Below are 23,934 nucleotides of genomic sequence, written 5' to 3'. Positions count from 1 at the left end.
CAGGCGAGCCCGGAATCCAGGACCGCCGACGGTGTGACGTCCTGCGCCACCTTCGTTTCTGGATTCCGGGCTCCGCTGCGCGGCCCCGGAATGACGGGGTGCTCCACGCGCCATCCCGGCGGACACGCCAGCGGATGCGATCGCCCTGTCCCCGCCGGGCGGAGACGCGGGTCGGTGCCATATCCTGAAACAGATCGGTCATGGGTGTCACGGCTGCTTCGAGACCCAGTACAGCATCAGCATGTTGTCCGGCCGCTGGACCAGGGTGACCTTCTTGGAGACGCCCCAGGCGAGGGCCTGCTGGTGCAGGGGGATGAAGCCCCAATCGGCCTGGATGGTGTCGAACCCCTCCTTGATCTCGGCGTTGCGCTTGGTCTGGTCGCTCTCGGCCTCGACGGAATCGGCGAGCGCGTCGACCTTCGGGTTGCAGTAATTGCCAAGGTTCCAGTTGCCGCGGCCGGGCTTGGAGCCGTTTCGGCAGCCGGCGATCTCGAACAGGATGTTGTGCGAATCCTGGGAGGAGGGGGTCCAGCCGACGAGGTAGAACGAGGTGTCGTAGGCCGGCGCCAGGACCTTGGCGAAGTACTTGGCCTTGGGCTGCGCGTTGAGGTTCACCTTCACGCCGACCCGGGCCAGCATCGAGACCACGGCCTGACAGATCGCCTCGTCGTTGACGTAGCGGTCGTTCGGGCAATCCATGCCCAACGAGAAGCCGTCCGGGTAGCCGGCCTCGGTGAGGAGCTGCTTGGCGCGCTTCGGGTCGTAGTCCGGCCGCTTGAACTCGGAGGCGCGGGGGAAGAGCACCGGCGCGATCAGCAGGGCGGAGGGCGCCGCCTGCCCGCGCATGACGCGCTTGGCGATCGTCTCCTCGTCGATGGCCCGGTAGAAGGCCTCGCGCACGCGCACGTCCTTGAACGGGTTCTTGCCCTTGACGTTCGAGTCCTTCAGCTCGTCGCGGGACTGGTCCATGCCGAGGAAGATCGTGCGCAGCTCCGGCCCGGCCATCACCGTGGCGGTGCCGCTCCCGTTGACGCGCTGGGCGTCCTGCAGGGGCACGGGGTCGATCCAGTCGACCTCGCCGGAGATCAGGGCGGCGACGCGGGTTGCGTCGTTCTGGATGGTGGTGAAGACCGCCTCGTCGAGGTTCGACTCCACCTTGCCCCAGTAGTTCGGGTTCTTCTTGAACACCGTGCGCACGCCGGGCTGGTGCTCGGTGATGATGAACGGCCCGGTGCCGTTCTCGTGCAGGGCGGCGTAGCTGGTGGAGGTGGCGCTCGGCAGGGTCGGCGCGACGGCGCCGTTCTTCTCGGCCCAGGACTTCGACATGATGTACCAGGTCGAGAACTGGTACAGGGCGATGGGGTTAGGACTCTTGAGCTTCATGTCGACGGTGTGGTCGTCGATCTTCACCCACTCGGCGTCGGACGGCACGTTGGTGGTGAAGTTCGAGCCCGGCGCCCGCACGCGGGTGGCCGAGAAGATCACGTCGTCGGCGGTGAAGTCCGAGCCGTCATGGAACTTCACGCCCTTGCGCAGGTGGAAGCGCCAGCGCGTCGGCTCCGGATTCTCCCAGGATTCCGCCAGCATGGGCGCGAGCTTCAGGTCCTTGTCGCGCGTGATGAGCGAGTCGAAGACCGCCCCGTGCATGCCGATGGTGAAGCTTTCCTTCAGGGAGTAGGGGTCGAGGGACTTGATGTCGCCCTGGAAGGCGAAGCGGAAGACGTTCGCCGCGGCGGCCGGGGCGGTGGCGGACAGGCCCAGCACGGCGGCGAGGGCGGTGGCCGAGACGAACGCTTTGACCGTGGACTTCAACAAGGCACCCATCCTCTTCGAGTCTGCTTCCCACGCGACTGCCGACACCTTGGCATGGATCGGGCCAAGCCCGAACCGGGTTCTCCGCGCCGTCCACGCCGAAGCCGCGGACCCGCCACCGCCCATCGACCGGGCCATTTCATGCCCAAAAATCGGTCAATAGCCACGAATCGGTCAAGTCCCAACCCAACGTGGTCGAAACGCAGCGGCGGATGCATCCGGACGACACGGCCCGGATGCTCGTGTCGGGCCCGGGGGACGCTCCCCGAGCGCGGGCGCCGCTCCATATGATTCACGATCAGGCACTCGACGGAGCCGGCCCGCCGGTGCCTGGGCTCGGCGCGGGGCGTGCACCGAGCCCGGTTCGTGCTGGGCCGATCGTCACCGAAGACCCAGGGAGTTCGACATGGCCGATCTCGACCACACGCTGCAGCGCTTCCAAGGCCTCCTGCTGGCCGAACAGCCCGTCGCGATCGGCGAGGCCGAGGACGCGATCTGGGCGTATCTCTCCCAGGCCCAGGGCCTGTCCGCCCAGATCGAGGCCCTGGAGCGGCTGCAGGAGGCGGTGAGGCCGTGGGACAGCCACTCGCCGTTCCTGCCGCAATTGCGGGCCGCCCTCGACCGGCATCGCACCCGCCTGGCCGAGCCCTCGGCCTGACGGAGGTCGCCCCGCCCTTGCGCCTCCTCAGCTACAATATCCGCCACGGCCGCGGCACCGACGGGCGCGTCGACCTGGAGCGCGTGGCCCGTGCCATCCGGTCGAGCCACGCCGACATCGTCGCGCTGCAGGAGGTCGATCTCGGCCGTGCCCGGACCGGCGGCGTTGACCAGGCCCAAGCCCTCGCCCGGCAGCTCGGCCTGCGGGCGCATTTCCACGCCGCGCTCCAGGTCGAGACGGAGCGTTACGGCGACGCGATCCTCACGCGGCATCCCTCCCGCCTCATCAGGGCCGGGGGCCTGCCGGGGCTCGCCAGTCGGCCCGGTCTCGAGCCGAGGGGCGCCCTGTGGGTGGAGGTCGCGTGCGACGGACACCGCCTTCAGGTCCTCAACACCCATCTCGGCCTCGTTGCGGCGGAGCAGAAAGGGCAGCTGGCGGCGCTGCTCGGTCCCGACTGGCTTGCGGCGGCATCGGCGGCGGGACCGGTGGTCCTGGCGGGCGACTTCAACGCGACGCCGTGGTCGCGGGCCTACCGTCAACTGACCGCGCGGCTCAGCGACGCCCGCGCAATCGCGCGCAGCCGGGCGGGGCGCGCAACCTTCCCCAGTCGCTATCCGGTGTTGCGCCTCGACCACGTCTTCGTCGGCCCCGGCCTCCGGGTGGACCATGTGGCGGTGCTGCGCGACGGTGACGCGCGTCGCGCGTCCGATCATCTCCCGCTCCTGGCCACGCTGGATTTCGCCGCGCCGCCGCGGGCGGTGCGGCGGCCTCAGGACACGCCGGCCGCCGCCCCCGAGGCCTGAGTCGCGGGGGCCTCTGCGGGGTGCTCGCCCCGCCGGACCTGATCCAGGGCGCCGGTCCGGCGCCAGGGCCGCCAGGCGTCGCGCACGCTCGCGGGGTCGCCGAGATGCCAAGACTCCACCACGCGCGCCAGGGCGCCGCGGGGTGAGGGCACCACCGGGCAGAGCCGGCGGGGCGCCACCAGGGCGGGGTCGTCGAGCACTGCGCGCAGGGAGCCGCGCCGGCGCACCGCCTCCTCGAAGATATCGCGCGGGCAGCCCGCATGGTGCGCGAGCAGGCCGTCCCGCAGCCGCAGGATGGCGGATCGCAGGAGGGGCGCGTCCTCGGCCGGCAGGACCTCGAGGGCGAGGTCGCACTCGCTGTCGTAGCCGAGGGAGCGGTTGTTGAGATTGGTCGACCCGACGCGCACCAGGCGATCGTCGAAGATGCCGACCTTGGAATGCACGAGGATCGGGCGTCCCTCCGGCGTATGCGGCGCCAGGATGCGGAGGCGGTCGTGGCGGTCGGCCGCCCGAAGCTTGTGGATCAGTCCCCGCCGGGCGCTGTCCATGGTCAGCCGGTCGAAGGCGTTCGGGCTGCGCTCGGCCACCACGATGATGATTTCCGGTCCCTCGGCCTCGCCGAGGCGCTCCATCAGCGCGTCGCCGATCAGGGGCGATGTGAGGTACTGGTTCTCCAGGTAGATGACGCGGGCGGCGCCCCGGATGGCGGCAGCGTACAACGCGGCGTTCTCTTGCAAAGCCACGCGCTTCCGGCCGGCGGGCCGGGTGCGCGACAGGGCGACCGACATGTCCCTGAGGAGCGGGGTCACGGTGGCCGGCCAGGGCGTGCCGTCCCGCGCGGGCGGGGGCGTCAGCCGCTCGCCGGTTGCATCGAGCCAGCGTTGGCGCGCAAGGTCCCCCAGGGCGGCCGCCGCCGGCCCATCGACCGCCATCATGATGTCGTGGCGCGGCGGATAGGCCTCGCCGTTCGGGAGGCGCCGGCGCGGATCGCCGTCCCGGTGGGCCGGCGTGTCCCAGCGATTGGCCTCGAAGTCGCCGCCGCCGCAAAAGGCCATCGCATCGTCGACGACGAGGATCTTCTGGTGCTGGCAGGCGCCGAAGGGCAGCGTCGCATCGACCCGGTACGTGATGCCGGGACCGAGCAGGGCGCGGACCGCCGCGGGCGTCAGGTCCCGTCCGGCCGAGAGCGGCCACGGCATGTCCCAGATCAGAAGATGGATCGCGAGGTCCGGCCGGCAGGCGCGCAGGCTCTGGAGGAGGTCAGCCAGGGTTTCCCCCTCCGGGGCATGGCTCCCATCCGGCGCGAGGCGCAGGCGCGGGTCGAAACTCCAGCCGATCAGCAGGACGGAGTGGCGCGCCGCCAGCATGGCGCTGCGGGCGGCCGCGAAATACGCGGCGCCGTCATGGAGCACGGCGACCCGATGGGCCTGCTCGATGCGCCAGCAGGTCTGGCCCGGCCGCAGCCAGCGCCCCTCGGGGCGGGGTGGCCCCGGCGCGGGGGGGCCGGGCGCCCGGGAGGCTCGCGGAGCCGGATGCAGTCCGCGCGCGGCGAGCTTCGCCTGCACCCGGCGACGCGTCACCGCGACGGCGGCGAGGGTCGCGGCCAGGCCGAGCCCCAGCGGAATCCAGTGGGCGGCCGAGTCTGCCGCCGTCCGGCCGATCACGCCGAGATAAACGCAGAGAATCGTCCCGGGGATCATGCCGAGGAGGGTCGAGACGAGGAAGTCCCGCATGCGGACGCGCGTCAGGCCGAGGATGTAGTTCTGCGCATTGAAGGGCACGAAGGGACTGACCCGCATCAGGGTCAGCAACTGCCATCCGCCGTCGCCCACCGCCTCCATCGTGGCAACCATCGCGGGACGCCGGGCGATGACGCGCTCGACGCGCTGCCTCAGGACGGATCGCGCCGCGAAAAACGCCAGGACCGAGCCGATCGTCGCCGCTGCGAGGACGATCGGCAGGGACCACCATCCAAAGGCCAGTGCGCCGGCGATCGTCAGCGGCGTGCCCGGGATCACCAGCAGCGTGGCCAGGATGAAGAGGGCCGCGAAGGCGACGGGACCGAGGGGGCCGAGTCCTGCCGTCCAGGCGCCGAAGGCCTGGAGCCAGTCCTGAACCGGCAGGAGGAACCAGACGGCAGCCGTTGCCGCCAGACCGAGCAGGATGAGAAGCCAGGAGCGCATAACGGTTGATGTCAAACGGCCGCGCTCGCGTCACGCCGAAAATCGATGAACGCTCCGCTTCTCCGGCTTCGTCTCACCGCGTCTCCCGTTCCCCCGGCTGTTCCGGCACGGTCACACAGAATGCTTCGCGCGTCGAAGCGATGCGCTGCAGCATCCACCTTTGCACCCTCGCGGCGCATCCGCTATCGCTCGCGCACCCCGCCCACCGGCTGGCCGGACGATCAGGCCATGCGCCGCGAGCCCGGCGATGGGGCGCGACAACGCAGGATTCAAAAGCCATTCCCCAGGATGCCGAGATCACCTTCCGCGGCCGTGGGCGCGGCGTCCTCTGCGACGGGGGACTTCGGCTCGTGGTCTGCCCGCTCTGCTCCCAGGCGAACACCCCGCGCGGGGCAGAGGCCGGCCGATGCGCCTGGTGCGCCTACGTCCCCTCCCTCGACGACGTGGAGCCGGTGCGCGCGAAGGATCCGTCGCACGCCGACGATTAGGCCCGGGGGCGCGGTGCATCCGCCCGCCTCGATCGGGCGCCGATCGGCCGCCTCGGCCAGCGTCACCCAGCAGCGCTGAGCGCTCCGCATCGCCGCCAGGGTCTCGTGGCTTTGGGGGAGGCCGTCGCCTGCGACGCGGTCGAGACACATGGGAAGTCAGCGAGCGAGCCCCCAGTCACCCGAGTGATCCCGCCGATCCCGTCGGCCTCTCGAATGTGCACGTGGGTCGTGCGCTTCAGGAACTCGGGCGCCGAGGCGTGATTGAACACAAGGGTGGGACGCGGAAGCTCCGCAATCGTCAGCCTCTGAAATCGATGGCGGAATCCAATCCGAAGTCCCTGTACCTGGGAACGCTGGCCACGGCATGACCATGAAACTCCAGCCCGTTCAGATCGCGACGGGCAGCAATGACCGCGAGAGCCGGTTGGTTTTCGAGGATGGGATTCTCGTCGCCGTGCTCGTCCAGCTCTCCAGCGAGCATGACTCCGAGGCGGGACATTGGTTTCTGGAGGCGGGCTTCGGGTGCGTGGAGGATCCGCATGCGCCGATCTTCGCGGATCTCGACGAAGCGCAGGCTTGGATTGCCCGGCAATTGTCGGAGGGCCGATCCTTCGGCTGAGACGGCCCGCGTTCGCGCGTCGTCTCGATCACACCGCGTTGCGGATCGCGACGGAAAGGTCTTCGTGCGTGGCGATCCTCCATGGCGTTGATGTGTGTGAATGTGTGGTCCGCAATCGTCGGACATGGTCTCCCCGTCGCGCCGTCTTCGGATCGACCGGGTCTCGCCGATGCCTTGCCCCCCGATCGTGTCGGCGAGACCATTCGAACGCTGAAGCACAGAGAACGATAAAGTGCAGAATCGTTACCTTCCAACAGGTGACGATAGTCTGTAATGCTCGCTTCCATCGCGGCTGATCCTACGGGATCGGGTGGGGTCTGGACGGCGTAGTGCTGTACGACAGCCTCCTTCATCGGCGATGATTTTCGGATCTGAAAATCCGTGGTGTAAGAACCTATAATTTACTTTCAGGGCTCTATTCTCTCCGTGCTGGCGCACCCCGGATGCGCACCGGAGCGGCGACGTGATGCAGGCAGTCCAGGTTCTGGCGAGACCGGAGACGATTCCAGGGCCGGCTGAGGCCGCCCTCGGTCTGGCGCCGTATCTCGACGTGGTGCGACAGGGGTTCATCGTGTTCGAGCGGGGCCGGCTGGTCCTCTGCACCGGGCCGGCGCGGGAGCTTGTGGGCGGGTTCGGCCTGCCCGATCGTCCCAGTCTCCGTCAGGCCCTGCACACCCTCTGCCGCCTCCTGCCCCTCCGCAGGAACGCCTTGTTCGCCCAGGTGCGGCGCGCCCTGGAGCGCTGCGAGGGTCTTGCCTTCGAGATCCTGCGCGCGGGGTTGACGCTCGAGATCGGCATCCAGCCCTTCGGCCCCTCCCGCGGGGCCTGCCAGGGTTGGACCATCACCGTCGAAGACGTCACCCTGCGCCGCGCCGCCGAGATTGCCGCCAGCGAGCGGGCGCGCCTCGACCCCCTGACCGGCCTGCCGAACCGCCTCCACCTGCGCGAACGCCTCGAGGATGCGCTCGTCCAGGTGGAGACCTCCGACGGCACCTGCGCGGTGCTTCTGGTGGACCTGGACCGGTTCAAGCCCGTCAACGACACCCTGGGTCACGCCATCGGCGATGCGCTCCTCGCCAAGGTCGCCGACCGCCTCAGTGCCACGCTCCGTCCCAGCGACACGGTCGCCCGCATCGGGGGAGACGAGTTCGTCGTGGTTCAGCACGGCGTGACGGACCTCGAGGAGACGCGCGTCCTGGCGCGCCGCATCGTAGACCTGATCGGCCGCACCTACATGATCGAGGGGCAACTGCTCACCATCGGCGCCAGCGTCGGCGTGGCCGTGGCGCCCCGCGACGGGACCGACGCGGATCGTCTCCTGAAATGCGCCGATCTCGCCCTCTACCGGGCGAAGCTCGATGGGCGCGGGGCCTTCCGCTTCTTCGAGGCCGAGATGGACGCGCGCATGCAGGCGCGGCGTCGCCTCGAACTCGACATCCGCCAAGCCCTCGGCCGGCGCGAATTCTCACTCCATTACCAGCCGCAGCTGAATCTCGAGAACGATCGCGTGACCGGGTGCGAGGCGCTGCTGCGCTGGCATCACCCGGAGCGCGGCATGGTCCCCCCGGGAGAATTCATTCCCCTCGCCGAGGAGATCGGGCTGATCGTCCCGATCGGCGAATGGGTCATCCGCCAGGCCTGCCGCGATGCCGTGACGTGGCCCGCGGCGATCACCGTCGCGGTGAACGTGTCGCCCGCGCAGTTCAAGGGCGATCGTCTCGTCGAGGTCATCGTCTCCGCGCTGGCGGGTTCCGGACTCCCCGCGAGCCGCCTGGAGATCGAGATCACCGAGGGCGTGCTGCTCCAGGAGAACGAGCGCACCCTGCGGACCCTGCACCGGCTGCGGGCCCTCGGCATCCGCGTCTCCATGGACGATTTCGGGACCGGGTACTCCTCCCTGAGCTACCTGCGCTCGTTCCCCTTCGACAAGATCAAGATCGATCGCTCCTTCGTGGCCGACATCACCCAGAAGCCGGACGGAGACGCGGTGATCCGCGCGATCGCGGGTCTCGGGCGCAGCCTCGGCATGACCACCGTCGCCGAGGGCGTCGAGACCGAGGACCAGATGCGCCGCATCCGCGCCGAGGGCTGCACCGACGTCCAGGGCTACCTGGTGAGCCGTCCGATCCCGGCCGAGGCGCTCCTGGCCCTCTTCACCGACCTCGGTCCGCACGGCCTCGCCCAGGCGTGAGGCGGCCGCCCCCGACCCTGTTCCCCCTTTCCGGAGATCGGAAATGAGCGACCTCTACCGTCTCGTCTATGCCAGCAAGAACCTGCTTCAGGTGCCCGACGCCGAAGCGAGCCACGCGGTGGCGCAGATCCTCGAGACCTCGCAGCGGAACAACGCCGAGGTCGGCGTGACCGGCGCCCTGATGTTCAACGGCGGCGCCTTCGCGCAGGTGCTGGAAGGCCCGCGCCAGGGGGTGGAGCGGACCTTCGAGCGGATCCAGCGCGATCAGCGGCACGGTGACGTCACGGTTCTCGAATGCGGGCCGACCGAGGCGCGGGGCTTCGCGAACTGGTCCATGGCCTTCGTCGGTCAGGCCGAGACCGGACAGACGCTGTGGAGCGATCTCGCCCGCGAGAGCGGGTTCGACCTGTCGCGGCTCGACGGCGACGCCGTGTTCCGGATGCTCCACGGTCTGGTGATCGAGGAGGAGGGCATTCCCGCCTCCGCGCCGGTGCCCGTCGATCCGGGCACCGCGGACGCCCCCGCGGCGGCTCCGGCGCCCGACAGGACCGGTCTCGACGTCGACCGTCTCCGCGCGGAGGTGGCCGACCTGCGTCCGGTCAACCCGCCCGGTCCAGCCGGCCATCCCGCCGCGTCCGATCACGCCGCGCTGGTGGTGCTGCGGGAGGCGTTGGCTCAGGAGCGGCGCCGGACCACGGCGTTGCGCGAGGAGATCGACGACCTGCGCATCGCGCGGGCACAGGACAGCGCCGCGGTCGAGGCCCTCCGCCAGGAGCGCGACATCTGGGTGGAGCGCGCCCGCTGCCTGGCCTCGGCCCTGTGCCGCGAGGCCGAGGCGGTCCGCAGGTCGCCCGACGCGCCCGTCGTCGCGGCGTCCGTCCGAGCCGCGTGACGGGCCCGGGACGCAGGTCGAGCGTGTCAGGCGCGTCGATGCACTTCCGCCGGCCTGCCACCCGGCCGGCCGATGAGCGCGCGCCACCAGGCGGAGAAGGTTCGCGCATCGGCGAGCCGTGTCCGAAGAGGCCGGCGACGGGGTAGGCAGGCCTGCAGCGACGGGCTCAGGCGGGGATCGGCGCGATACATCGGGCGTGCTGCGATTCGTCTGTGATGGCGGTGGCCGGAGGGGGTGTCGGGATCGGGGCGCCGATGACCGTGAGACTCAGCCCTGGAGGCCGAGGATCAGCAGGACGACGGTGGCGACCGCCGGAACGGCGCAGAGGAGCAGGTCGACGATCAGGCGCGGTTGTCGAAGATCCGACCGGCTGGGGGAACGGCGCGTGACGTCGGACATCAGTTCGCCCGCGAAAGGTCGGACGCCGCAGCCATCCGACGGGGCGCAGCGAGGTGGATGGCGGCGACCTGCGGCATGTCCGTCGCCGCCGTCACGTCCTTTGCCGCCGATAGCGTCCGCTGGCCCGCGGATCCGAGGACGAGGGTGCCCAGAGCCACGACCGCCAGGACGGCCAAGCCGCGCGCGAGGGGGGCCAGCGGCCGGGCCGCCGGACCTGCGGAGCGCATCGGCGCGCCCGCTTGCAGCGGCGGCAAGGCGTCCGTGGGATAAAGGGGCCTCAACTCGGCCATGGCGGAACTCCGACCTGAACTCACGACCTCGTTTCTATGTGGGTAAATTTCCCACGTCAATCAGAGTCAGTGGAGATCGGGTGTCGGGACGCACGCCGTGGGATTGTCTCCCACAGCCCGGCGGTTATGGTGTGCGCATGGCCGATCCGACCGAGACACCTTCCGAGGGGGCGAACCTCCACGCCCCCGTCGCGCGTCTGCTCCGGCCGCTCGTGCGCCTCTTCGTGGCACGGGGCATCACCTTTCCGGCGCTCACCACGCTCCTGCGCGAACTCTACGTGAACGTCGCCGAGTACGACTTCGCGCTGCCGGGGAAGGAGCAGACCGACAGTCGGGTCAGCCTGCTGACCGGGATTCACCGCAAGGAGGTCAGCCGCCTGCGCGGCGCCGGCGCCCCCGTCAGCGCCGTGCCGTCCTCCGTGTCGCGGACCAGCCGGATCATCGCGCGCTGGCTCGCCGATCCCGCCTTTACGGACCCGGACGGCCAACCCCGGCCTCTGACGCGGGCGAGCGACGGGAAGGGCCCGTCCTTCGAGGATCTCGTCGCGGCCGTGACCCGCGATCTGCGCCCCCGCGCCGTTCTCGACGAGTGGCTCGACCGGGGACTCGTGGTCGCCGATGCCGACGGGCACATCGTCCTCGCGGAGGCGGCCTACGTGCCGAAGGGCGGTGGGGAGTCGCAGCTCTATTACTTCGGCCGCAACCTGCACGACCACATCGCCGCGAGCGTCGCCAACATCACTGCGCCGACCCCGCGCTTCCTCGAGCGCGCGGTTCATTACGACGGCCTGTCGAAGGAGCTGGCCGATCGCCTCGAGGCCCGCGCCCGCGAGATCGCCATGGAGGCGCTGCAGCAGGCCAACCGCGAGGCCCACGCGGCCTGTGAGACCGATGCCGGCGGCGCCCATCGCTGGAATTTCGGCGTCTACGTCTATGCCGAGGATGCGCCGGCCGCGGCGGCGAAGGCGTGAGGACAGCGTCCATGCGCGCACCGAACCGCCGCGACGCCCTGCGCCTGCTCGCCGCGGCGCCCCTCGCGCTGGCGGCCCGCGCCGACCCGCTCCCACCGATCCGCGACCAGGGCATCGGCGGCACCGGCGCACGCCCGAGCCACCCGCCGGGTGACGGATCGGAGTCGGAGGGCGACCGCGGCCTGGGCGGCACGGGCGTGATCGGAACGATCCGCAAGTTCGGATCGATCATCGTCAACGACCTGCGCATCACCTATCCGCAGGACGTCCCCGTGCGGATCGACGGGCGACCGGCGGCGGTGAGCGACCTTCGGATCGGGCACGTGGTCCGCGTCGTCGCTCTCGAGACCGGCGGCATCCTCGCCACGGGCCGCATCGACGTCACGAGCGAGGTCGTCGGACCGGTCGAGGCGCTCCGGAAGGGCGGACTGACCGTCCTCGGCCAACGGGTCGCCCTGCCGACGACCCAGCGTGACGGATGGAGGGTCGGCGATCGCGTCGCGGTGAGCGGGCTGCGGCGCCCCGACGGCGTCGTCGTCGCCAGTCTGGTGGAACGGCGGTCGGAGGGAGCCGCGCGGGTGGCCGGTCCGGTCCGACGGGGGCCGGATGGCAGCCCGGCGATCGGCAATCTCCGCCTCGTCGGCGTCGATGCCGGGCAGATCGGACGGCGCGCCATCGTCACGGGCGTTCCGGCGGGGTCGAGCCTCACGGTGACGGGGTTCGAGGAATCGCGCGCCCTGTTCGTTCCGGGCCTGCGCCGCGTCTCCATCGAGGCCTATGTCGGCCGAAATGCCCGGGGTCTCCAGATCGGGTCCGGCCTCGACATCGCCGGTCGGCCCGATCCCGGATTGCCCCGCCGCGGCAGCGTCCGCGCGGTCGTCACCGCCGAGCCGGCCCGTGACGGCCGCCTCGCCGTCGAGAGCCTGCGCATCGACACGCGCGGCACCGAGCGCCCCGGCCCTCAGACGGGTCCCGATCGGGGATCGATCCCGAGATCCGAGGGCCGTGGTTTCGAGGGGCGCGGCCTCGACGGACGCATGCCCGGGAGCCAGCCCGGCGGCCCACCGCGCTTCGATATCGATACCCGCTTGCCGTCGGGCGGCGAGCATGCACGCCCCGGGGGTGGGTTCGGGGGTGGACCGGGCGGCATCGAGCGCCCCGGCGGGTTCGAGCGCCCCGGCGGCTTCGGACGTGGTCCGGGGGGAGGGCCCGGGGGCCCGGAAGGGCCGGGCGGTTTCGGCGGTGGCCCCGGACGTGGTCCGGGCGGGCCGGGCGGACGCTGAATCGTCGCCGTCGTGGCGCGCTCTGCGGGAGGCGCGGTGTCAGGCGGCCGGGACGCCGAGGGCCGTTCCGAGCCGGGTCCGGCACCGGGTGAGGCTCCGGAAGGCGCGTCCCGAGTCGCGCGCCAGGCGGATCAGCGCGGGAATCTGGCCGGGCCGGCGCGCGATGGCGGCGAGAACCGCGCGGATGTCGGGCTCGCCATCGGGCTTCAGCGCCTGCGCAGCGAAGGCCGGGATCGCGCGGTCGGCCGGATCGCAGACGATGCGCAGGGCCGCAAAGGGCAGCCCGTGCCGCGCGGCATAGGCCGCCGCGACGTGAGATTCCATGTCGACGCCGGCGCACCCGGTGGCGGTGCGCAGGGCGGCCTTCGCGGACACGTCGATCACGGCGGCATCGACGCCGGCCAGCACGGCTTCGCGGACGGTCGAGCCCGATCCCGCCAGCGCGCGCATCCAGGCCGCGGCGATGGCCGGATCGGCCGGGTAGCGCTGCGTCGGCGTGACGATGGCGGTGGCGATCAGCACGTCGCCGGGCACCAGGGCCGGATCGAGACCGCCGGCGATGCCGAGACTGACCACGGCGCGGCATCCCGGCTCGTGCCGCGCGGCCAGGAGGGCGCGCAGGCGTTCCGGGTCGCCCCCCGCCCCGATTGCGCGAACGCCGGCGCCGGAGGCGAGGCGCGCCTCCTTGGCGAGGCCGGTCACGGCCAGGACGGGGAGGGCACCGGACGTGGCGATCGCGCTCATACCGTTGCGCGATCGACCACGAACCGGAGTCTTCGACACAGACGTCTTCGCATCACGGGCCTTCGCATCACATGCCGAAGGCGACCGTCCGGGTGTTGCTGCGCTGGAGGTTGCGGTAGCGCGCCATGGCCCAGAGGGGGAAGAACTTCGGGTAGCCGTGGTACCGCAGGTAGAACACCCGCGGGAAGCCGGTCGCGGTGTAGCGCTCCTCGGACCAGAACCCGTCGGCGCCCTGGGTGCGGGTCAGATAGTTGATCCCGCGGGTCACCGCCGGATCGTCGGCCTCGCCGGCCGCCATCAGGGCCAGCAGCGACCAGGCCGTCTGCGAGGCGGTGGAGTAGCCGGGCTCGAAGGCCGGATCGATCTTGTAGGACGAGGCGTCCTCGCCCCAGCCGCCATCGGGGTTCTGGATGCGGATCAGCCAGGCGACGGCCCTGCGGATCTCCGGAGAGGCCGGATCGACGCCGGCCGCGTTCAGGGCGCACAGCACCGACCAGGTGCCGTAGATGAAGTTCATGCCCCAGCGGCCGTACCAGGAGCCGTCCTCCTCCTGGTCGTTCAGGAGGTAGGTGACGCCGCGGTCGAGGGCCTTGGAACTCTCCCGGGTCTCGCCGAGCTGCGCCAGCATCGAGACGACCCGGGCCGTGACGTCGGCCGTGGGCGGATCCAGCAGGGCGCCGTGGTCGGAGAACGGAATGTGATTCAGGTAATGGTGGTTGTTGTCGGCGTCGAAGGCGGCCCAGCCGCCGTCGCTCGACTGCAGGCCCTCGACCCACTCGCGGGCCCGGGCGATGGCGTTGCCGTAATCCGGCACGTCGGCGACGAGGCCGTGCTGGTGCATGGCGCGATCCATCGCCATCACCACCACGGCGGTGTCGTCGAGGTCCGGGAAGTGCGGGTTGGCGTACTGGAAGGCCCAGCCGCCGGGGCGGACGTTCGGCCGGCCCGCGGCCCAGTCGCCCTTGATGTCGAGGACTTGGAGCGGCTTCAGCCAGTCGAGGCCGCGCCGGGCCTGATGCTCCGCGTCGGGGCCCCCGGCCTCGAGGAGGGCATGGCCGGCCAGCGCCGTGTCCCAGACCGGGGACAGGCAGGGCTGCACGTAGGCCTCGTGCTCCTTGACGACCACGAGCTTCTCGATCGCCTCGCAGGCGATCCGCACCTGGGGATGGTCGGCCGGGTAGCCGAGCACATCGTACATCAGCACGGTGTTGACCATGGCGGGGAAGATCGCCCCGAGGCCGTCGTCGCCGTTGAGGCGCTCGCTGACCCAGGCCACGGCCTTGTCCGTGGCGCGCGCCCGCGGCGTCTTCGGAAAGTAATCCTGCGAGACCTGCAACATCCGGTCGATGGCACCGAAGATCGGCGTCCAGGGCCAGGTCGCGTGGGGGCTGCCGGGCCAGGTGCGCACGGTCTGCGGCGGGGCGACGAACAGCTCCGGGATGCCGATCCCGCGGGGATTGCGGGCGAGCGGCTTCCTCGCCTGGATCACCAGCATCGGCACGATCACGCAGCGCGCCCAGTACGAGACCTTGTCGAGGTGGAAGGGGAACCACTTCGGCAGATGCATGATCTCGACCGGCATCACCGGCACCGCGCGCCACGGGACCTCGCCGAAGAGGGCCAGGAGGAAGCGGGTGAAGACGTTCGAATTGGCGGCGCCACCGCGGGACAGGATCGCCTCGCGCGCCCGGCGCATGTGCGGGGCTTCGATCGAATCGCCGCTCATCTTGAGGGCGAAATAGGCCTTCACGCTGGCGCTCATGTCGAACGGGCCGTCATGGACCAGGGCCCAGCCGCCGTGCTTGCCCTGCGTGCGGCGCAGGTAGTTGCCGATCTTGGTCTCCAGCTCCGGCGCGATCTCGGTGGCGCGGAACTGGTGGAACATGATGTATTCGGACGGGATCGTCGCGTCGGCCTCGAGCTCGAAGCACAGGTGGCCGTCGGCATGCGACAGCGCCGTCAGCGCCTGGGTCGCGCGCACGACTCCCCGCTCGACATCCTCGAGGGAGATCTCCTGAGTCTTCGGGCGCTGCAGCGCCTCGACCTTCCTGAATGCGTCCCGCATCGTCCTCGCCTCACCGGCCGCGCAGGCGGCCGCCTTATCTCACGCCGCGCCGCGCGCTCGTGCCTGTCCGCACGTGCCGGTCCTCCGGGCGAGGGCCGATGCGGCGGTTGTTCCTGAACGGATGGCTCCCTCGATCGTCGATGGCAGACCGGTCGCGGTCCAATCGCCTGCCAGGACGAGATTCTCGTGGGCCGTCACGGCGCCGGAGCGCCGCGCGGCTTCGGCCGGCGTTGCCGCGAAGGTCGCCCGCTTCTCCTTGACGATCTGCCAGCTGGGCAGTTCGGGTGCAAGACCGGTCAAAGTCACGATTTCGGACCAGATCTGACGTCCCAAATCTTCGCGCGGCACATCCAAGAGGCGATCGGCGCCGCTGATGGTCACGGATAGACGATCCGGATAGGCAAAGAGCCACTCCGTCATTCCGTTCACCACGCCGAGCAGTAACGGCGATCCCGGCGGCGGAATCACAGCAAAATGCGCGTTGACGATGGAGCGGTGGCTCTGCGGCGCCGGCAGGCCCGGCAGCAGGTCGCAGGCGACCCAGGGCGGCAGGGCGAGGACCACCGAATCCTCGGTGGCGAGCGCGATGGTCTCGTCGCTGAAGACGAGGCCGGCGATCCGGCCGTCCCCGAGGGCGAGGCTGCGCAGGCGGTGGCCGAAGCGCAGCTGCGCGCCGCGCCGGGTCAGATAGTCCACCGCCGGATCGACGAAGGCCGCCGAGAGGCCGCCGACGGCGACCAGCGGCCGGCAGGCCTTTCCGCCGGCCCCCAGGGTCTCGCGCAGGATCGTCGCGGCGAGTCCGGCGTCGCTCTCCTTGGGATCGGTGTTGAGGGCGGCCAGCAGCACCGGGTGCCACAGGCGGTCGTAGAGCATGCCCTCGCAGGCCATGCTCTCGCCGATGGTGCCACCCTGGCCCGGCGCCTTGCCGGCCGCGGCCTTCAGGATGCCCAGGGGCGCGAGGTAGTCGCGCGCCGCCGTACCGGGCACCCGGCGCGAGGCCTGCAGGACCCACCACGGCACGCGCCCGGCGTTGGGGCGCAGGGTCCAGCGCTCACCGGTCTTCAGGTCGGCGAAGGGGAAGGCCGCCTCGTCCGGGCCGGACAGGGCGCTCTCCGGTGCACCGATCGTGCGCATGAAGGCGAGCGCCGAGGTGTTGCCCGACAGGAGCAGGTGGTTGCCGTTGTCGATGGTCAGCCCGAGGGTCGGATCGTAGTACGAACGGCAGCGGCCGCCGGCCTGCTTGGCCGCCTCGTGCACGACGACGCGCGCACCGCGCTCCACCAGTGACACGGCGGCGGACAGCCCGGCGAGACCCGCTCCGACGATGTGGACCGTGCCCACCATCAGACGATCCCGTGTCGGAGGACGACGCCGAGGAGCGCGCGCTTGCTCGGCTTGACGCGGGCGCGGGGCTTCTCCCAGCCGCGGGCCAGGACGGCGTCGAGGTACAACCGATAGGCCGCCGCCATGAGGCGCGGCGCCTTGGTTACCTTGCGCGGGCACTTGGCGATGATGTCCCAGGTCGCCCGGTAATGCGCCTCGGCCTCGCGGGCGACGGCGATGCAGACCTCGCCGATGCGCGGATGGTCGATGGCGGCCTGCGGCGTCGGCGCGGTCAGGCCGATGGCGGCCAGCTTCTCGCGCGGCAGGTAGAGGCGGTTGCGTTCCGCATCCTCGTCGATGTCGCGCAGGATGTTGGTGAGCTGCAGGGCACGGCCTTCATGGTGGGCAAGGGCGATGCCCTCCTTCTCGGCGATTCCGAAGATCCGCACCGACAGGCGGCCGACCGCGCTGGCGACCCGGTCGCAATAGAGGTCGAGGGTGGCCTCGTCGGGCGCGACGATGTCCTCGAAGGCATCCATCGCCATGCCGTCGATCACCGCCTGGAAGTCCTCGCGCAGAAGACCGTAGCGGCGGATCGGCACGATGAGGTCCTGCACCCGCGACGCCGGCCGTCCGGCATAGAGGTCGTCGATGTCGGCGCGCCAGCGGTCGAGCTCCGCGGCGCGCACGGGGGCGGGGCCGCCGTCGTCGGCGACGTCGTCGACGGCCCGGCAGAAGGCGTAGACGGCGTACATCGCTGCGCGGCGATCCGGCGGTAGCAGGCGCATCGCCGTGTAGAACGAAGAGGATTTCGCCGGAAGGGCGTCGACCGGGGGGGACGCGGTTTCGGCGGCGGGAGACAGGGTTGCGCTCATGCCCGGTTCCCTCGCGCGACCTTCGCGGCCTGAACCTTCAGGGTCCGGCCTCGCAGGGGTCGGCGCGCCAGGGTCGCGGCGATGCCGCCGAACGCGGTCAGGGCGAAGGCGGCCTTGCCGTGATGCACCTTCTCGCTCAGGGGATCGCGCGTCATCAGCCCTTTGCACAGCACGACGGCGAGGCGATGGATGGCGGCGATCTCCAGGCTGAGGCGCAGGTCGGCGATGAGGTCGGGCAGCACCGCGCCCTCGTCGAGCAGCCCCATGGTACGCTGCGCCAGCTCGCGGATGACGCCGCGGAGCGCCGGGGAGGCCTTCTCGGCGGCCAGCTCCGAGATCGCGGCACCATGCGAGTCGAGGGTCTCCTGCGGCAGGTAGACCCGATCGATCTTGCGAAAATCCTTCCCGCAATCCTGAAGGTGGTTGATGATCTGCAGGGCTGCGCAGATCGCGTCCGACGGCCCCCAGACGACGCTGCGATCCTCGCCGTGCACGTCGAGCACGTAGCGGCCGACCGGCATGGCCGACAGGCGGCAATAGGCGATCAGCTCGTCCCAGTCGGCGTAGCGGCTCTTGCGCGCGTCGAGGCGAAAGGCGTCGAGGAGTTCGAGGGCGTGCGTCGGCGCGAGCCCGCGGGCGGCGAGTTCCCGGCGCAGGGGTTCGGCGGCCGAATCGGTTGGGCGGGTGCCCGTCAGGTCGTCGGCCAGGGCGTCGAGAAGCTCGATCTTCCGCTCCGACGTCAGGCCCGTATGGTCGGCGACGTCGTCGCCGGCGCGCACGAAATCGTAGAACGCCAGGATCGCGCCGCGATGCTTCGGATGGATCAGGTGCGACGCGACGGGGAAGTTCTCGTCGCGGTAGCCCTTGCCGGTGCGCGCCTCGGTGGCTGTCTGGATCGTCGTGCTCATCACAGGCGTCCTTCCTGGCGGAACCAGGCGATCGCGTCGGACAGGCCCTCGCGGTAGGGCCGGGCGGTATAGCCGAGCTCGGCCCGCGCCTTCGCGTCGGAGAAGAACATCCGGTAGCGGGACATCCGGATGCCGTCGATCGTGGCGAAGGGCGCCTTGCCGGTGAAGCGGGCGATCTGCTCGGAGACGAAGGCGATCGGGTAGACCACCGCCCGCGGCAGGTTCACCGTCGGGGGCCTGCGGCCGACCATGCCGGCAATGTCCGCCAGCATCTGCGACAGGAGCACGTTCTCACCACCGAGGATGTAGCGCTCGCCGATCCGGCCGTGCCGGAGGGCCAGCAGGTGGCCGGCGGCGACGTCGTCCACGTGGGCGAGGTTCAGTCCGGTATCGACGAAGGCCGGCATCCGGCCCAAGGCGGCTTCCAGGATGATGCGGCCGGTCGGGGTCGGCTTGACGTCGCGTGGGCCGATCGGCGTCGAGGGATTGACGATGACCACGGGCAGGCCGTTGCGGGCGGCCATCTCCTCGACCACGCGCTCGGAGACAACCTTGCTGCGCTTGTAGGCGCCGATGGCCGTGGCGGGGGTGAGGGGACGGGTCTCGTCGGCCGACGCGCCGTCGTCGTGCGGCTTGATGGTGGCGACGCTCGACGTATAGACGACGCGCTCGATGCCGGCCCGCAGGGCCTCCTCCATCAGGATCACGGCGCCGTCGCGGTTGGTGGCGACGATCTCCTCCGGATCCGGAGCCCAGAGGCGATAGTCGGCGGCCGCGTGGACGAGATAGCGCTGGCCCTGGAGAGCACGTGCCACCGCCGCGCGGTCGCGCATGTCGCCTTCGACGATCTCGACGTCGGTCCAGGTCAGGTTGGTGCGCGGCGAGGTGGCCCGGACCATGATCCGGACGGGGAAGCCGGCCTTGCGGAAGACGTCGACCAGGGCCGCTCCCAGGAAACCGCTCGCGCCCGTGATGAGAACCGGGCCGGCATCGAACGGGCCGGAAGGGGTCGCCTGTGGCATTTCTCTCGTAAGGGTCTGAGGATCTTGTGCGTGCGCGGAGCCCGAAGCGGACTTCGGACCCGAGGATGGCGCGCTTTTGTCATCGAAACCGGTGTCGGACAAGCGCAACGGGGACACACCCGGGCCGCAAAGCCCGGATGCTCCGTGCGTCCGCCCGGCGGCTCAGGCGAGCCGCAGGCGTCCCGACTGTCCGGCCTTCCGCTCGGGGAGGGCGTTCTTGACGGTCTGGAGGATGCCGGCGGCGTCGAGGCCGGCCTCGGCGTACATGGCGTCCGGCNGGTGGGGTGGGACGCGATGCGCCCCCGTCGTCAGAACACGTGCCGCAGGATGACGAACAGCCCGCCCGCCAGGGTGATGGCCGCCGGCAGGGTCAGCACCCAGGCAAGCGCCATGTTGCGCACGGTGGCGACCTGCAGGCCCGAGCCGTTGGCCGCCATGGTGCCGGCGACGCCGCTCGACAGGATGTGGGTGGTGGAGACGGGCAATCCGTAGAGCTCGGCCAGCCCGATGGTACCGGCGGCTACCATCTCGGCCGAGGCGCCCTGGGCGTAGGTGAGGTGGGTCTTGCCGATGCGCTCGCCCACCGTGACGACGATGCGCTTCCAGCCGACCAGGGTGCCGAGGCCGAGCGCCAGGGCGACGCAGACCTTCACCCAGGTGGGGATGTAGCGGGTGCCGTCGTTGAGCAGGCCCTCGTAGGCCTTGAGTACCTTGTCCTCGGCCTCCGGGAAGCCGGCGCCGGCGGCCGGCAGCAGCCGCACCGCGTCGGCGGCGAGGTACATGTCGTTGCGCAGGTTCGGGGTGGCGGCGGCCGGCACCTGGCGGATCGCGCCATGGCGCTGCACCGAGGCGGCGATGTCGTCCGAGAGGGCGGCCAGCGCCGCATAGACGGCGGGGGTGTTCAGCGCCTTCGTCCGCAGGGCCTCGCTGACCTGCGCCCGGGCGGCCGCCGCATCGGGACGGGCCGCACCCGCGGCCCGGGCGGCGAACACCGTGCGGGCGTCCCGCGACTGCTGCACGAAGACCGGCGTCATGTCGTCCGACATGGTGCGGTTGAGGGCGTAGGCGGTGGGGGCCGCGCCGATCAGGATCAGCATGATCAGGCCCATGCCCTTCTGGCCGTCGTTGCCGCCGTGGAAGAACGACACCAGGGTGCAGGTGAGGATGAGGAGGCCGCGGATCCAGAGCGGGGGCGGGGCCTCGCCCGCGGGGGCCTCGTAGAGGTCCCGGCGCCGGACCACCGCCTTCATGGCCACGAGCAGCAGGGCCGCCAGGACGAAGCCGAGGACGGGTGAGAACAGCAGCCCCTCCAGCACCGTCACGGCCTGTCCCCACTCGACCCCGGAGGTGCCCTGGCCCTCGGGCGCCATCAACTGGTTGGCGAGGCCGACGCCGATCACCGAGCCGATCAGGGCGTGGGAGGAGGAGTTCGGCAGGCCGAGCGCCCAGGTGCCGAGGTTCCACAGAATCGCGGCGATCAGCAACGCGAAGATCATCGCGTAGCCGGCGGACGAGCCGACCTGCAGGATGAGTTCCACCGGCAGCAGGGTGACGATGGCGTAGGCCACCGCGCCGGAGGACAGCATGACGCCGAGGAAGTTGAAGGCGCCAGACCAGATCACCGCCACCACCGGCGGCAGTGCGTGGGTGTAGATCACCGTCGCCACCGCGTTGGCGGTGTCGTGGAAGCCGTTCACGAACTCGAAGGCCAGGGCGATCAGGAGGGCCAGGGCGAGGAGGGCGAAGGCCCCCAGCGCGAGCGGCGTCTCGCCGACCGCGTTCATGTCGTGGATCAGGCTGTAGCCGGCATAGGCGAGGCCGCCGAGGAGGACGAGGGCGAAGGCCAGGAGGCCCGAGACGGGGATGCGGCCGTCGAGGTTCGGGCCCGGGCGGCGGCCCGGTTCCGCCTGTGGCACCGGGCGGAGTCCGGGAGCGATCGCATCGGCCATGATTCGGGTCTCCCGGCTGGGCGATCGCCGCTGCGGGTCGATCCCGGCAGGATCCCCGCACGTCCCGGGATCTATGACGGTCCCGTCTCAGGACGATGACAGCCGGCGGCCTCCTGGCAGCGGCCGGGATGAAACCCATTCGTGGTTCGTAACGGCTGCCGGCCCGGCCCGCAGCGGCTCAAGAAAGCGGCCCGAAACCTGTGCGCTGCAACACACACATGCGTCAGCACTTGTTTGCCGAGGGGCAAACCCCAGATATAACAGCATCATGACGCTGTCGCGTCCGGTCTGGCCGCGCTTCCGACCTGCGCAAGGTCCGCGATTCTTCCCATTCATGTCCGCGGGTCGCCCGCTGTGTCCATGCAGGGGAGAGGCCCTCCCGAAGGCGACACGCTCCCGATCCGTCACACGCCGCAGGGCCCCGCCCGCGAAAGCCAGTCCGCGAGTCATTCGATCCATGAACCAGCTTGTCCGCATGTCACAGGTCGGCGAGGCCGATGCCATCGCCGAACCCTCCGCCGAGTTGCGGGTGCCGTTCGCTCAGTCCGGTGCCTTCGTGTGCAAATTCATCATCGGCGAGCCCAACGACCGCGCCGTCTGCTGCGGCGCCCCGGCGCCGGACGGCAAGAGCTGGTGCGCGTTCCACCGCCGCATCGTGTTCGAGCCGGCCCGGCCCGGCCGCCTGCGCTGATCCGCAGACGTCCCATCGCGCGCTCACCCAAACCCCGTCGGTCCCCCCGGCGGGGTTTTCCTATGCAGAACCGGTCGCATCCTAGTCGTCGCCCTCCTCCTCGTAGGGGCGATAGGTGCGCAGGCGCCGGCCGTCGGGGAACTCGACGCTGCGGGACCGCACCACGAGGTACCCGGCCTCCTGGGCCTGACGGATCCGGCGGGCCCGGTCGTCCTCGTACCCGAACGGGCCAGTCGATTCCGGGACGACGCCGTAGCTGTAGCGCATCACCGGCGGGCGCGTCGTGACGCGCCGGACGGCGGGGTCCTGGCGGTCTTGGGCGCGCGCCACCGTCCGGACGGCAGGACGACGCGACGGGGATGCCGCCGGGCGCGCGACCCGCACGCGTGCTTGGGTATTCCCACGCGCGCTTTTCGGCGTCCGAACCGCCGCGTGCGTCGGGCGCCGCGCCCCGGCAGGCGCCTCGGCAGGCGCCGCGGCCGCCTGCTCGAGCGCCTCGGGCTTGGTGACCGGAGCCTTGGTCTGCGAGGATTTGGCCAGCGGAGCCTTGGCCAGCGGAGCCTTGGCCTCGTCGGTCCCCCGGGGCGGCGGGTCGGTCCACGTCCGCCCGGAAGCGGAGGACGGTGGCGTCTGCGCATGCGCCAGGACGGGTAGAAATCCCAGCATCAGAGCGAGGAACCCGAGGCGGCGGGGGGCTGCGAACGTCATGGGAATCTCCCAAGGAGTCTTACGCTGCAATCGATGTTCATGCCGCGCCAAGATCTGCGGACCGTCCACCGGCGGAGACTTGGCGGATCGGACGCCGACATTGGCCCCGTCACGGGAAACTTAGCGAAACCTTAAGAGTTCGTCCACGTACGGCAACCACCTGGGTGCCGCAGGACACAGCTGTCCGCGAGGGCCCGGCATCTGGCCTCGCCGCTCCAGGCATGGGAAAGGTCGGGCATCCCGGCATTGCCGTGGAGCCCCCCGCGACCATCTTCGTTGACGCTCCACCGGCGTACCCGGCATGGAGAGGAGAGCCATTTCATGAGACGACTTCCGTCGGTCCTTGCCCTCGCGGCCAGCACGGCCTTCGCCGCCCAGGCGGCCCTCGCGCAGCCCGCCGCCCCGGCGGCGCCCGCGGAGGCAGCGCCCCCTGCGGCCCCGCAGACCTTCGAGAGCCCGATCCAGAACGGGAAGGGCGAGCCCATCGGCAAGATCATGATCCGCGACGGCGCCAGCTCCCTGGTCATGCGCGTGACGATCCAGCCCGGCGGCCTGCCCCCCGGCTGGCACGGCATCCATTTCCATGCCGTGGGCGATTGCTCGGACACCGCGAAGTTCGAGAAGTCGAAGGCCCACGTGAACCACGACCAGAGCAAGCACGGCCTGCTTAATCCCGAGGGTCCGGACGAGGGCGACCTGCCGAACGTCTTCGCCAATGCCGACGGATCGGTGAACGCGGAGGTGTCGAGCGAGACGCCGCTGACCGGCGAGGGTGCCCTCAAGGACGGCGACGGCTCGGCCCTGATCATCCACGCCAACGAGGATGATCACACCACCCAGCCCATCGGCGGGGCCGGCGCCCGCATCGCCTGCGCGGTGATCAAGTAGGCCTTCGTTCGACCCCGCGGAGCCGAGGGCTCCGCGGGATGCGGGACGACGCTACTTCTGAACGACGCTGACGAGCTTGGCGCCGCGCGCCTTCCGCTCGGGCAGGGCGCTCTTGACGGTCTGGAGGATGCCGGCGGCGTCGAGGCCGGCCTCGGCGTACATGGCGTCCGGT

At 70.8% G+C, this 23,934-nt stretch carries 21 protein-coding genes; 9 read left to right on the top strand and 12 right to left on the bottom strand.

The annotated features are described in order from the left end of the window. Positions 1-207: 207 nt before the first annotated feature. Positions 208-1,764: an ABC transporter substrate-binding protein gene (locus ASF20_RS00110; RefSeq protein WP_244472612.1), complete on the bottom strand. Its 1,557-nt coding sequence runs from the start codon at positions 1,762-1,764 to the stop codon at positions 208-210. A gap of 454 nt (positions 1,765-2,218) precedes the next feature. Between ASF20_RS00110 and ASF20_RS00105 the strand changes: the two genes are divergently transcribed. Then, complete coding sequence (locus tag ASF20_RS00105) at positions 2,219-2,470, top strand: hypothetical protein (protein WP_056269502.1); 252 nt, start codon at positions 2,219-2,221, stop codon at positions 2,468-2,470. 17 nt (positions 2,471-2,487) lie between these two features. Beyond that, positions 2,488-3,273 (top strand): endonuclease/exonuclease/phosphatase family protein, encoded by a 786-nt coding sequence (locus ASF20_RS00100; RefSeq protein WP_056269499.1) that lies wholly within the window; start codon positions 2,488-2,490, stop codon positions 3,271-3,273. Here the strand turns inward: ASF20_RS00100 and ASF20_RS00095 are convergent. Continuing rightward, a complete protein-coding gene (locus ASF20_RS00095; RefSeq protein WP_162242601.1) occupies positions 3,240-5,471 on the bottom strand; it encodes a VTT domain-containing protein in 2,232 nt (743 codons plus the stop codon). The genes ASF20_RS00100 and ASF20_RS00095 overlap by 34 nt on opposite strands. Before the next feature lie 837 nt (positions 5,472-6,308). Here ASF20_RS00095 and ASF20_RS00085 point away from each other — a divergent pair. The 3 genes from ASF20_RS00085 to ASF20_RS00075 all read left to right on the top strand — a co-directional run bounded on the left by ASF20_RS00085 (position 6,309) and on the right by ASF20_RS00075 (position 9,646). Further along, positions 6,309-6,563, top strand: a complete 255-nt coding sequence (locus ASF20_RS00085) for a hypothetical protein (protein ID WP_056217382.1) — start codon at positions 6,309-6,311, stop codon at positions 6,561-6,563. A 466-nt stretch (positions 6,564-7,029) separates the two neighbouring features. Then, on the top strand, positions 7,030-8,754 hold the full coding sequence (locus ASF20_RS00080; protein ID WP_056217384.1) for an EAL domain-containing protein: 1,725 nt from the start codon (positions 7,030-7,032) through the stop codon (positions 8,752-8,754). Positions 8,755-8,797: 43 nt separating this feature from the next. Next, positions 8,798-9,646 (top strand): BLUF domain-containing protein, encoded by an 849-nt coding sequence (locus ASF20_RS00075; protein WP_056269492.1) that lies wholly within the window; start codon positions 8,798-8,800, stop codon positions 9,644-9,646. 267 nt (positions 9,647-9,913) lie between these two features. Here ASF20_RS00075 and ASF20_RS25210 read toward each other — a convergent pair whose 3' ends face one another. Together ASF20_RS25210 and ASF20_RS00070 are read right to left on the bottom strand one after the other, a co-directional pair. Next, positions 9,914-10,045 (bottom strand): hypothetical protein, encoded by a 132-nt coding sequence (locus tag ASF20_RS25210; protein ID WP_280136455.1) that lies wholly within the window; start codon positions 10,043-10,045, stop codon positions 9,914-9,916. Then, positions 10,045-10,335 (bottom strand): hypothetical protein, encoded by a 291-nt coding sequence (locus ASF20_RS00070; RefSeq protein ID WP_056269490.1) that lies wholly within the window; start codon positions 10,333-10,335, stop codon positions 10,045-10,047. The genes ASF20_RS25210 and ASF20_RS00070 overlap by 1 nt, the downstream gene beginning before the upstream one ends. A gap of 137 nt (positions 10,336-10,472) precedes the next feature. Here ASF20_RS00070 and ASF20_RS00065 point away from each other — a divergent pair, with 137 nt between their 5' ends. Next, entirely contained in the window at positions 10,473-11,306 is an 834-nt protein-coding gene (locus ASF20_RS00065; RefSeq protein ID WP_056269487.1) for a DUF6502 family protein, read from the top strand. Between the two features lie 11 nt (positions 11,307-11,317). Continuing rightward, positions 11,318-12,589 carry a DUF5666 domain-containing protein gene (locus ASF20_RS00060; RefSeq protein WP_056269484.1) on the top strand — a complete coding sequence of 424 codons (1,272 nt, stop codon included), beginning with the start codon at positions 11,318-11,320 and terminating at the stop codon, positions 12,587-12,589. A 39-nt stretch (positions 12,590-12,628) separates the two neighbouring features. Here the strand turns inward: ASF20_RS00060 and ASF20_RS00055 are convergent, their stop codons facing one another. From ASF20_RS00055 to ASF20_RS00025, 7 genes are all read right to left on the bottom strand, one after another. Further along, positions 12,629-13,333 (bottom strand): phosphorylase, encoded by a 705-nt coding sequence (locus ASF20_RS00055; RefSeq protein ID WP_056269480.1) that lies wholly within the window; start codon positions 13,331-13,333, stop codon positions 12,629-12,631. A gap of 67 nt (positions 13,334-13,400) precedes the next feature. Beyond that, the gene (shc, locus tag ASF20_RS00050; protein ID WP_056217401.1) at positions 13,401-15,398 is read right to left on the bottom strand and encodes a squalene--hopene cyclase; all 1,998 of its coding nucleotides are present in this window, start codon (positions 15,396-15,398) and stop codon (positions 13,401-13,403) included. 39 nt (positions 15,399-15,437) lie between these two features. After that, complete coding sequence (gene hpnE / locus ASF20_RS00045; protein WP_056269477.1) at positions 15,438-16,742, bottom strand: hydroxysqualene dehydroxylase HpnE; 1,305 nt, start codon at positions 16,740-16,742, stop codon at positions 15,438-15,440. Beyond that, positions 16,742-17,596: a presqualene diphosphate synthase HpnD gene (gene hpnD, locus ASF20_RS00040; protein WP_056269474.1), complete on the bottom strand. Its 855-nt coding sequence runs from the start codon at positions 17,594-17,596 to the stop codon at positions 16,742-16,744. The genes hpnE and hpnD overlap by 1 nt, the downstream gene beginning before the upstream one ends. Beyond that, the gene (hpnC, locus tag ASF20_RS00035; RefSeq protein WP_056269471.1) at positions 17,593-18,504 is read right to left on the bottom strand and encodes a squalene synthase HpnC; all 912 of its coding nucleotides are present in this window, start codon (positions 18,502-18,504) and stop codon (positions 17,593-17,595) included. Before hpnC ends, hpnD begins: the two co-directional genes overlap by 4 nt. Beyond that, the gene (gene hpnA / locus ASF20_RS00030) at positions 18,504-19,526 is read right to left on the bottom strand and encodes a hopanoid-associated sugar epimerase (protein WP_056217413.1); all 1,023 of its coding nucleotides are present in this window, start codon (positions 19,524-19,526) and stop codon (positions 18,504-18,506) included. The genes hpnC and hpnA overlap by 1 nt, the downstream gene beginning before the upstream one ends. Positions 19,527-19,834: 308 nt before the next feature. Continuing rightward, on the bottom strand, positions 19,835-21,475 hold the full coding sequence (locus tag ASF20_RS00025) for an inorganic phosphate transporter (RefSeq protein WP_056269469.1): 1,641 nt from the start codon (positions 21,473-21,475) through the stop codon (positions 19,835-19,837). 457 nt (positions 21,476-21,932) lie between these two features. Here ASF20_RS00025 and ASF20_RS00020 point away from each other — a divergent pair, with 457 nt between their 5' ends. Beyond that, a complete protein-coding gene (locus tag ASF20_RS00020; protein ID WP_055951417.1) occupies positions 21,933-22,166 on the top strand; it encodes a GcrA family cell cycle regulator in 234 nt (77 codons plus the stop codon). An 81-nt stretch (positions 22,167-22,247) separates the two neighbouring features. On the opposite strand, the gene ASF20_RS00015 is transcribed toward ASF20_RS00020, so the two are convergent. Then, positions 22,248-22,874, bottom strand: a complete 627-nt coding sequence (locus tag ASF20_RS00015) for a hypothetical protein (protein ID WP_056269466.1) — start codon at positions 22,872-22,874, stop codon at positions 22,248-22,250. A gap of 321 nt (positions 22,875-23,195) precedes the next feature. Here ASF20_RS00015 and ASF20_RS00010 point away from each other — a divergent pair, with 321 nt between their 5' ends. Beyond that, positions 23,196-23,762: a superoxide dismutase family protein gene (locus ASF20_RS00010; protein WP_056220398.1), complete on the top strand. Its 567-nt coding sequence runs from the start codon at positions 23,196-23,198 to the stop codon at positions 23,760-23,762. The last annotated feature ends 172 nt before the right edge of the window (positions 23,763-23,934 follow it).

The organism is Methylobacterium sp. Leaf88, from assembly GCF_001422795.1.
In the GTDB taxonomy this organism is placed as follows: Bacteria; Pseudomonadota; Alphaproteobacteria; order Rhizobiales; family Beijerinckiaceae; genus Methylobacterium.
Note: the sequence above shows the minus strand (reverse complement) of the source record. Positions and strands in the feature narration are given on the sequence as shown.

Coding starts and splice junctions, on each gene's coding strand:
- ASF20_RS00105 (WP_056269502.1), top strand. CDS start 2,219: ATGGCCGATCTCGACCACACGCTGCAGCGCTTCCAAGGCCTCCTGCTG.
- ASF20_RS00085 (WP_056217382.1), top strand. CDS start 6,309: ATGACCATGAAACTCCAGCCCGTTCAGATCGCGACGGGCAGCAATGAC.
- ASF20_RS00080 (WP_056217384.1), top strand. CDS start 7,030: ATGCAGGCAGTCCAGGTTCTGGCGAGACCGGAGACGATTCCAGGGCCG.
- ASF20_RS00075 (WP_056269492.1), top strand. CDS start 8,798: ATGAGCGACCTCTACCGTCTCGTCTATGCCAGCAAGAACCTGCTTCAG.
- ASF20_RS25210 (WP_280136455.1), bottom strand. CDS start 10,045: ATGTCCGACGTCACGCGCCGTTCCCCCAGCCGGTCGGATCTTCGACAA.
- ASF20_RS00070 (WP_056269490.1), bottom strand. CDS start 10,335: ATGGCCGAGTTGAGGCCCCTTTATCCCACGGACGCCTTGCCGCCGCTG.
- ASF20_RS00065 (WP_056269487.1), top strand. CDS start 10,473: ATGGCCGATCCGACCGAGACACCTTCCGAGGGGGCGAACCTCCACGCC.
- ASF20_RS00060 (WP_056269484.1), top strand. CDS start 11,318: ATGCGCGCACCGAACCGCCGCGACGCCCTGCGCCTGCTCGCCGCGGCG.
- ASF20_RS00055 (WP_056269480.1), bottom strand. CDS start 13,333: ATGAGCGCGATCGCCACGTCCGGTGCCCTCCCCGTCCTGGCCGTGACC.
- shc (WP_056217401.1), bottom strand. CDS start 15,398: ATGCGGGACGCATTCAGGAAGGTCGAGGCGCTGCAGCGCCCGAAGACT.
- hpnE (WP_056269477.1), bottom strand. CDS start 16,742: ATGGTGGGCACGGTCCACATCGTCGGAGCGGGTCTCGCCGGGCTGTCC.
- hpnD (WP_056269474.1), bottom strand. CDS start 17,596: ATGAGCGCAACCCTGTCTCCCGCCGCCGAAACCGCGTCCCCCCCGGTC.
- hpnC (WP_056269471.1), bottom strand. CDS start 18,504: ATGAGCACGACGATCCAGACAGCCACCGAGGCGCGCACCGGCAAGGGC.
- hpnA (WP_056217413.1), bottom strand. CDS start 19,526: ATGCCACAGGCGACCCCTTCCGGCCCGTTCGATGCCGGCCCGGTTCTC.
- ASF20_RS00025 (WP_056269469.1), bottom strand. CDS start 21,475: ATGGCCGATGCGATCGCTCCCGGACTCCGCCCGGTGCCACAGGCGGAA.
- ASF20_RS00020 (WP_055951417.1), top strand. CDS start 21,933: ATGAACCAGCTTGTCCGCATGTCACAGGTCGGCGAGGCCGATGCCATC.
- ASF20_RS00015 (WP_056269466.1), bottom strand. CDS start 22,874: ATGACGTTCGCAGCCCCCCGCCGCCTCGGGTTCCTCGCTCTGATGCTG.
- ASF20_RS00010 (WP_056220398.1), top strand. CDS start 23,196: ATGAGACGACTTCCGTCGGTCCTTGCCCTCGCGGCCAGCACGGCCTTC.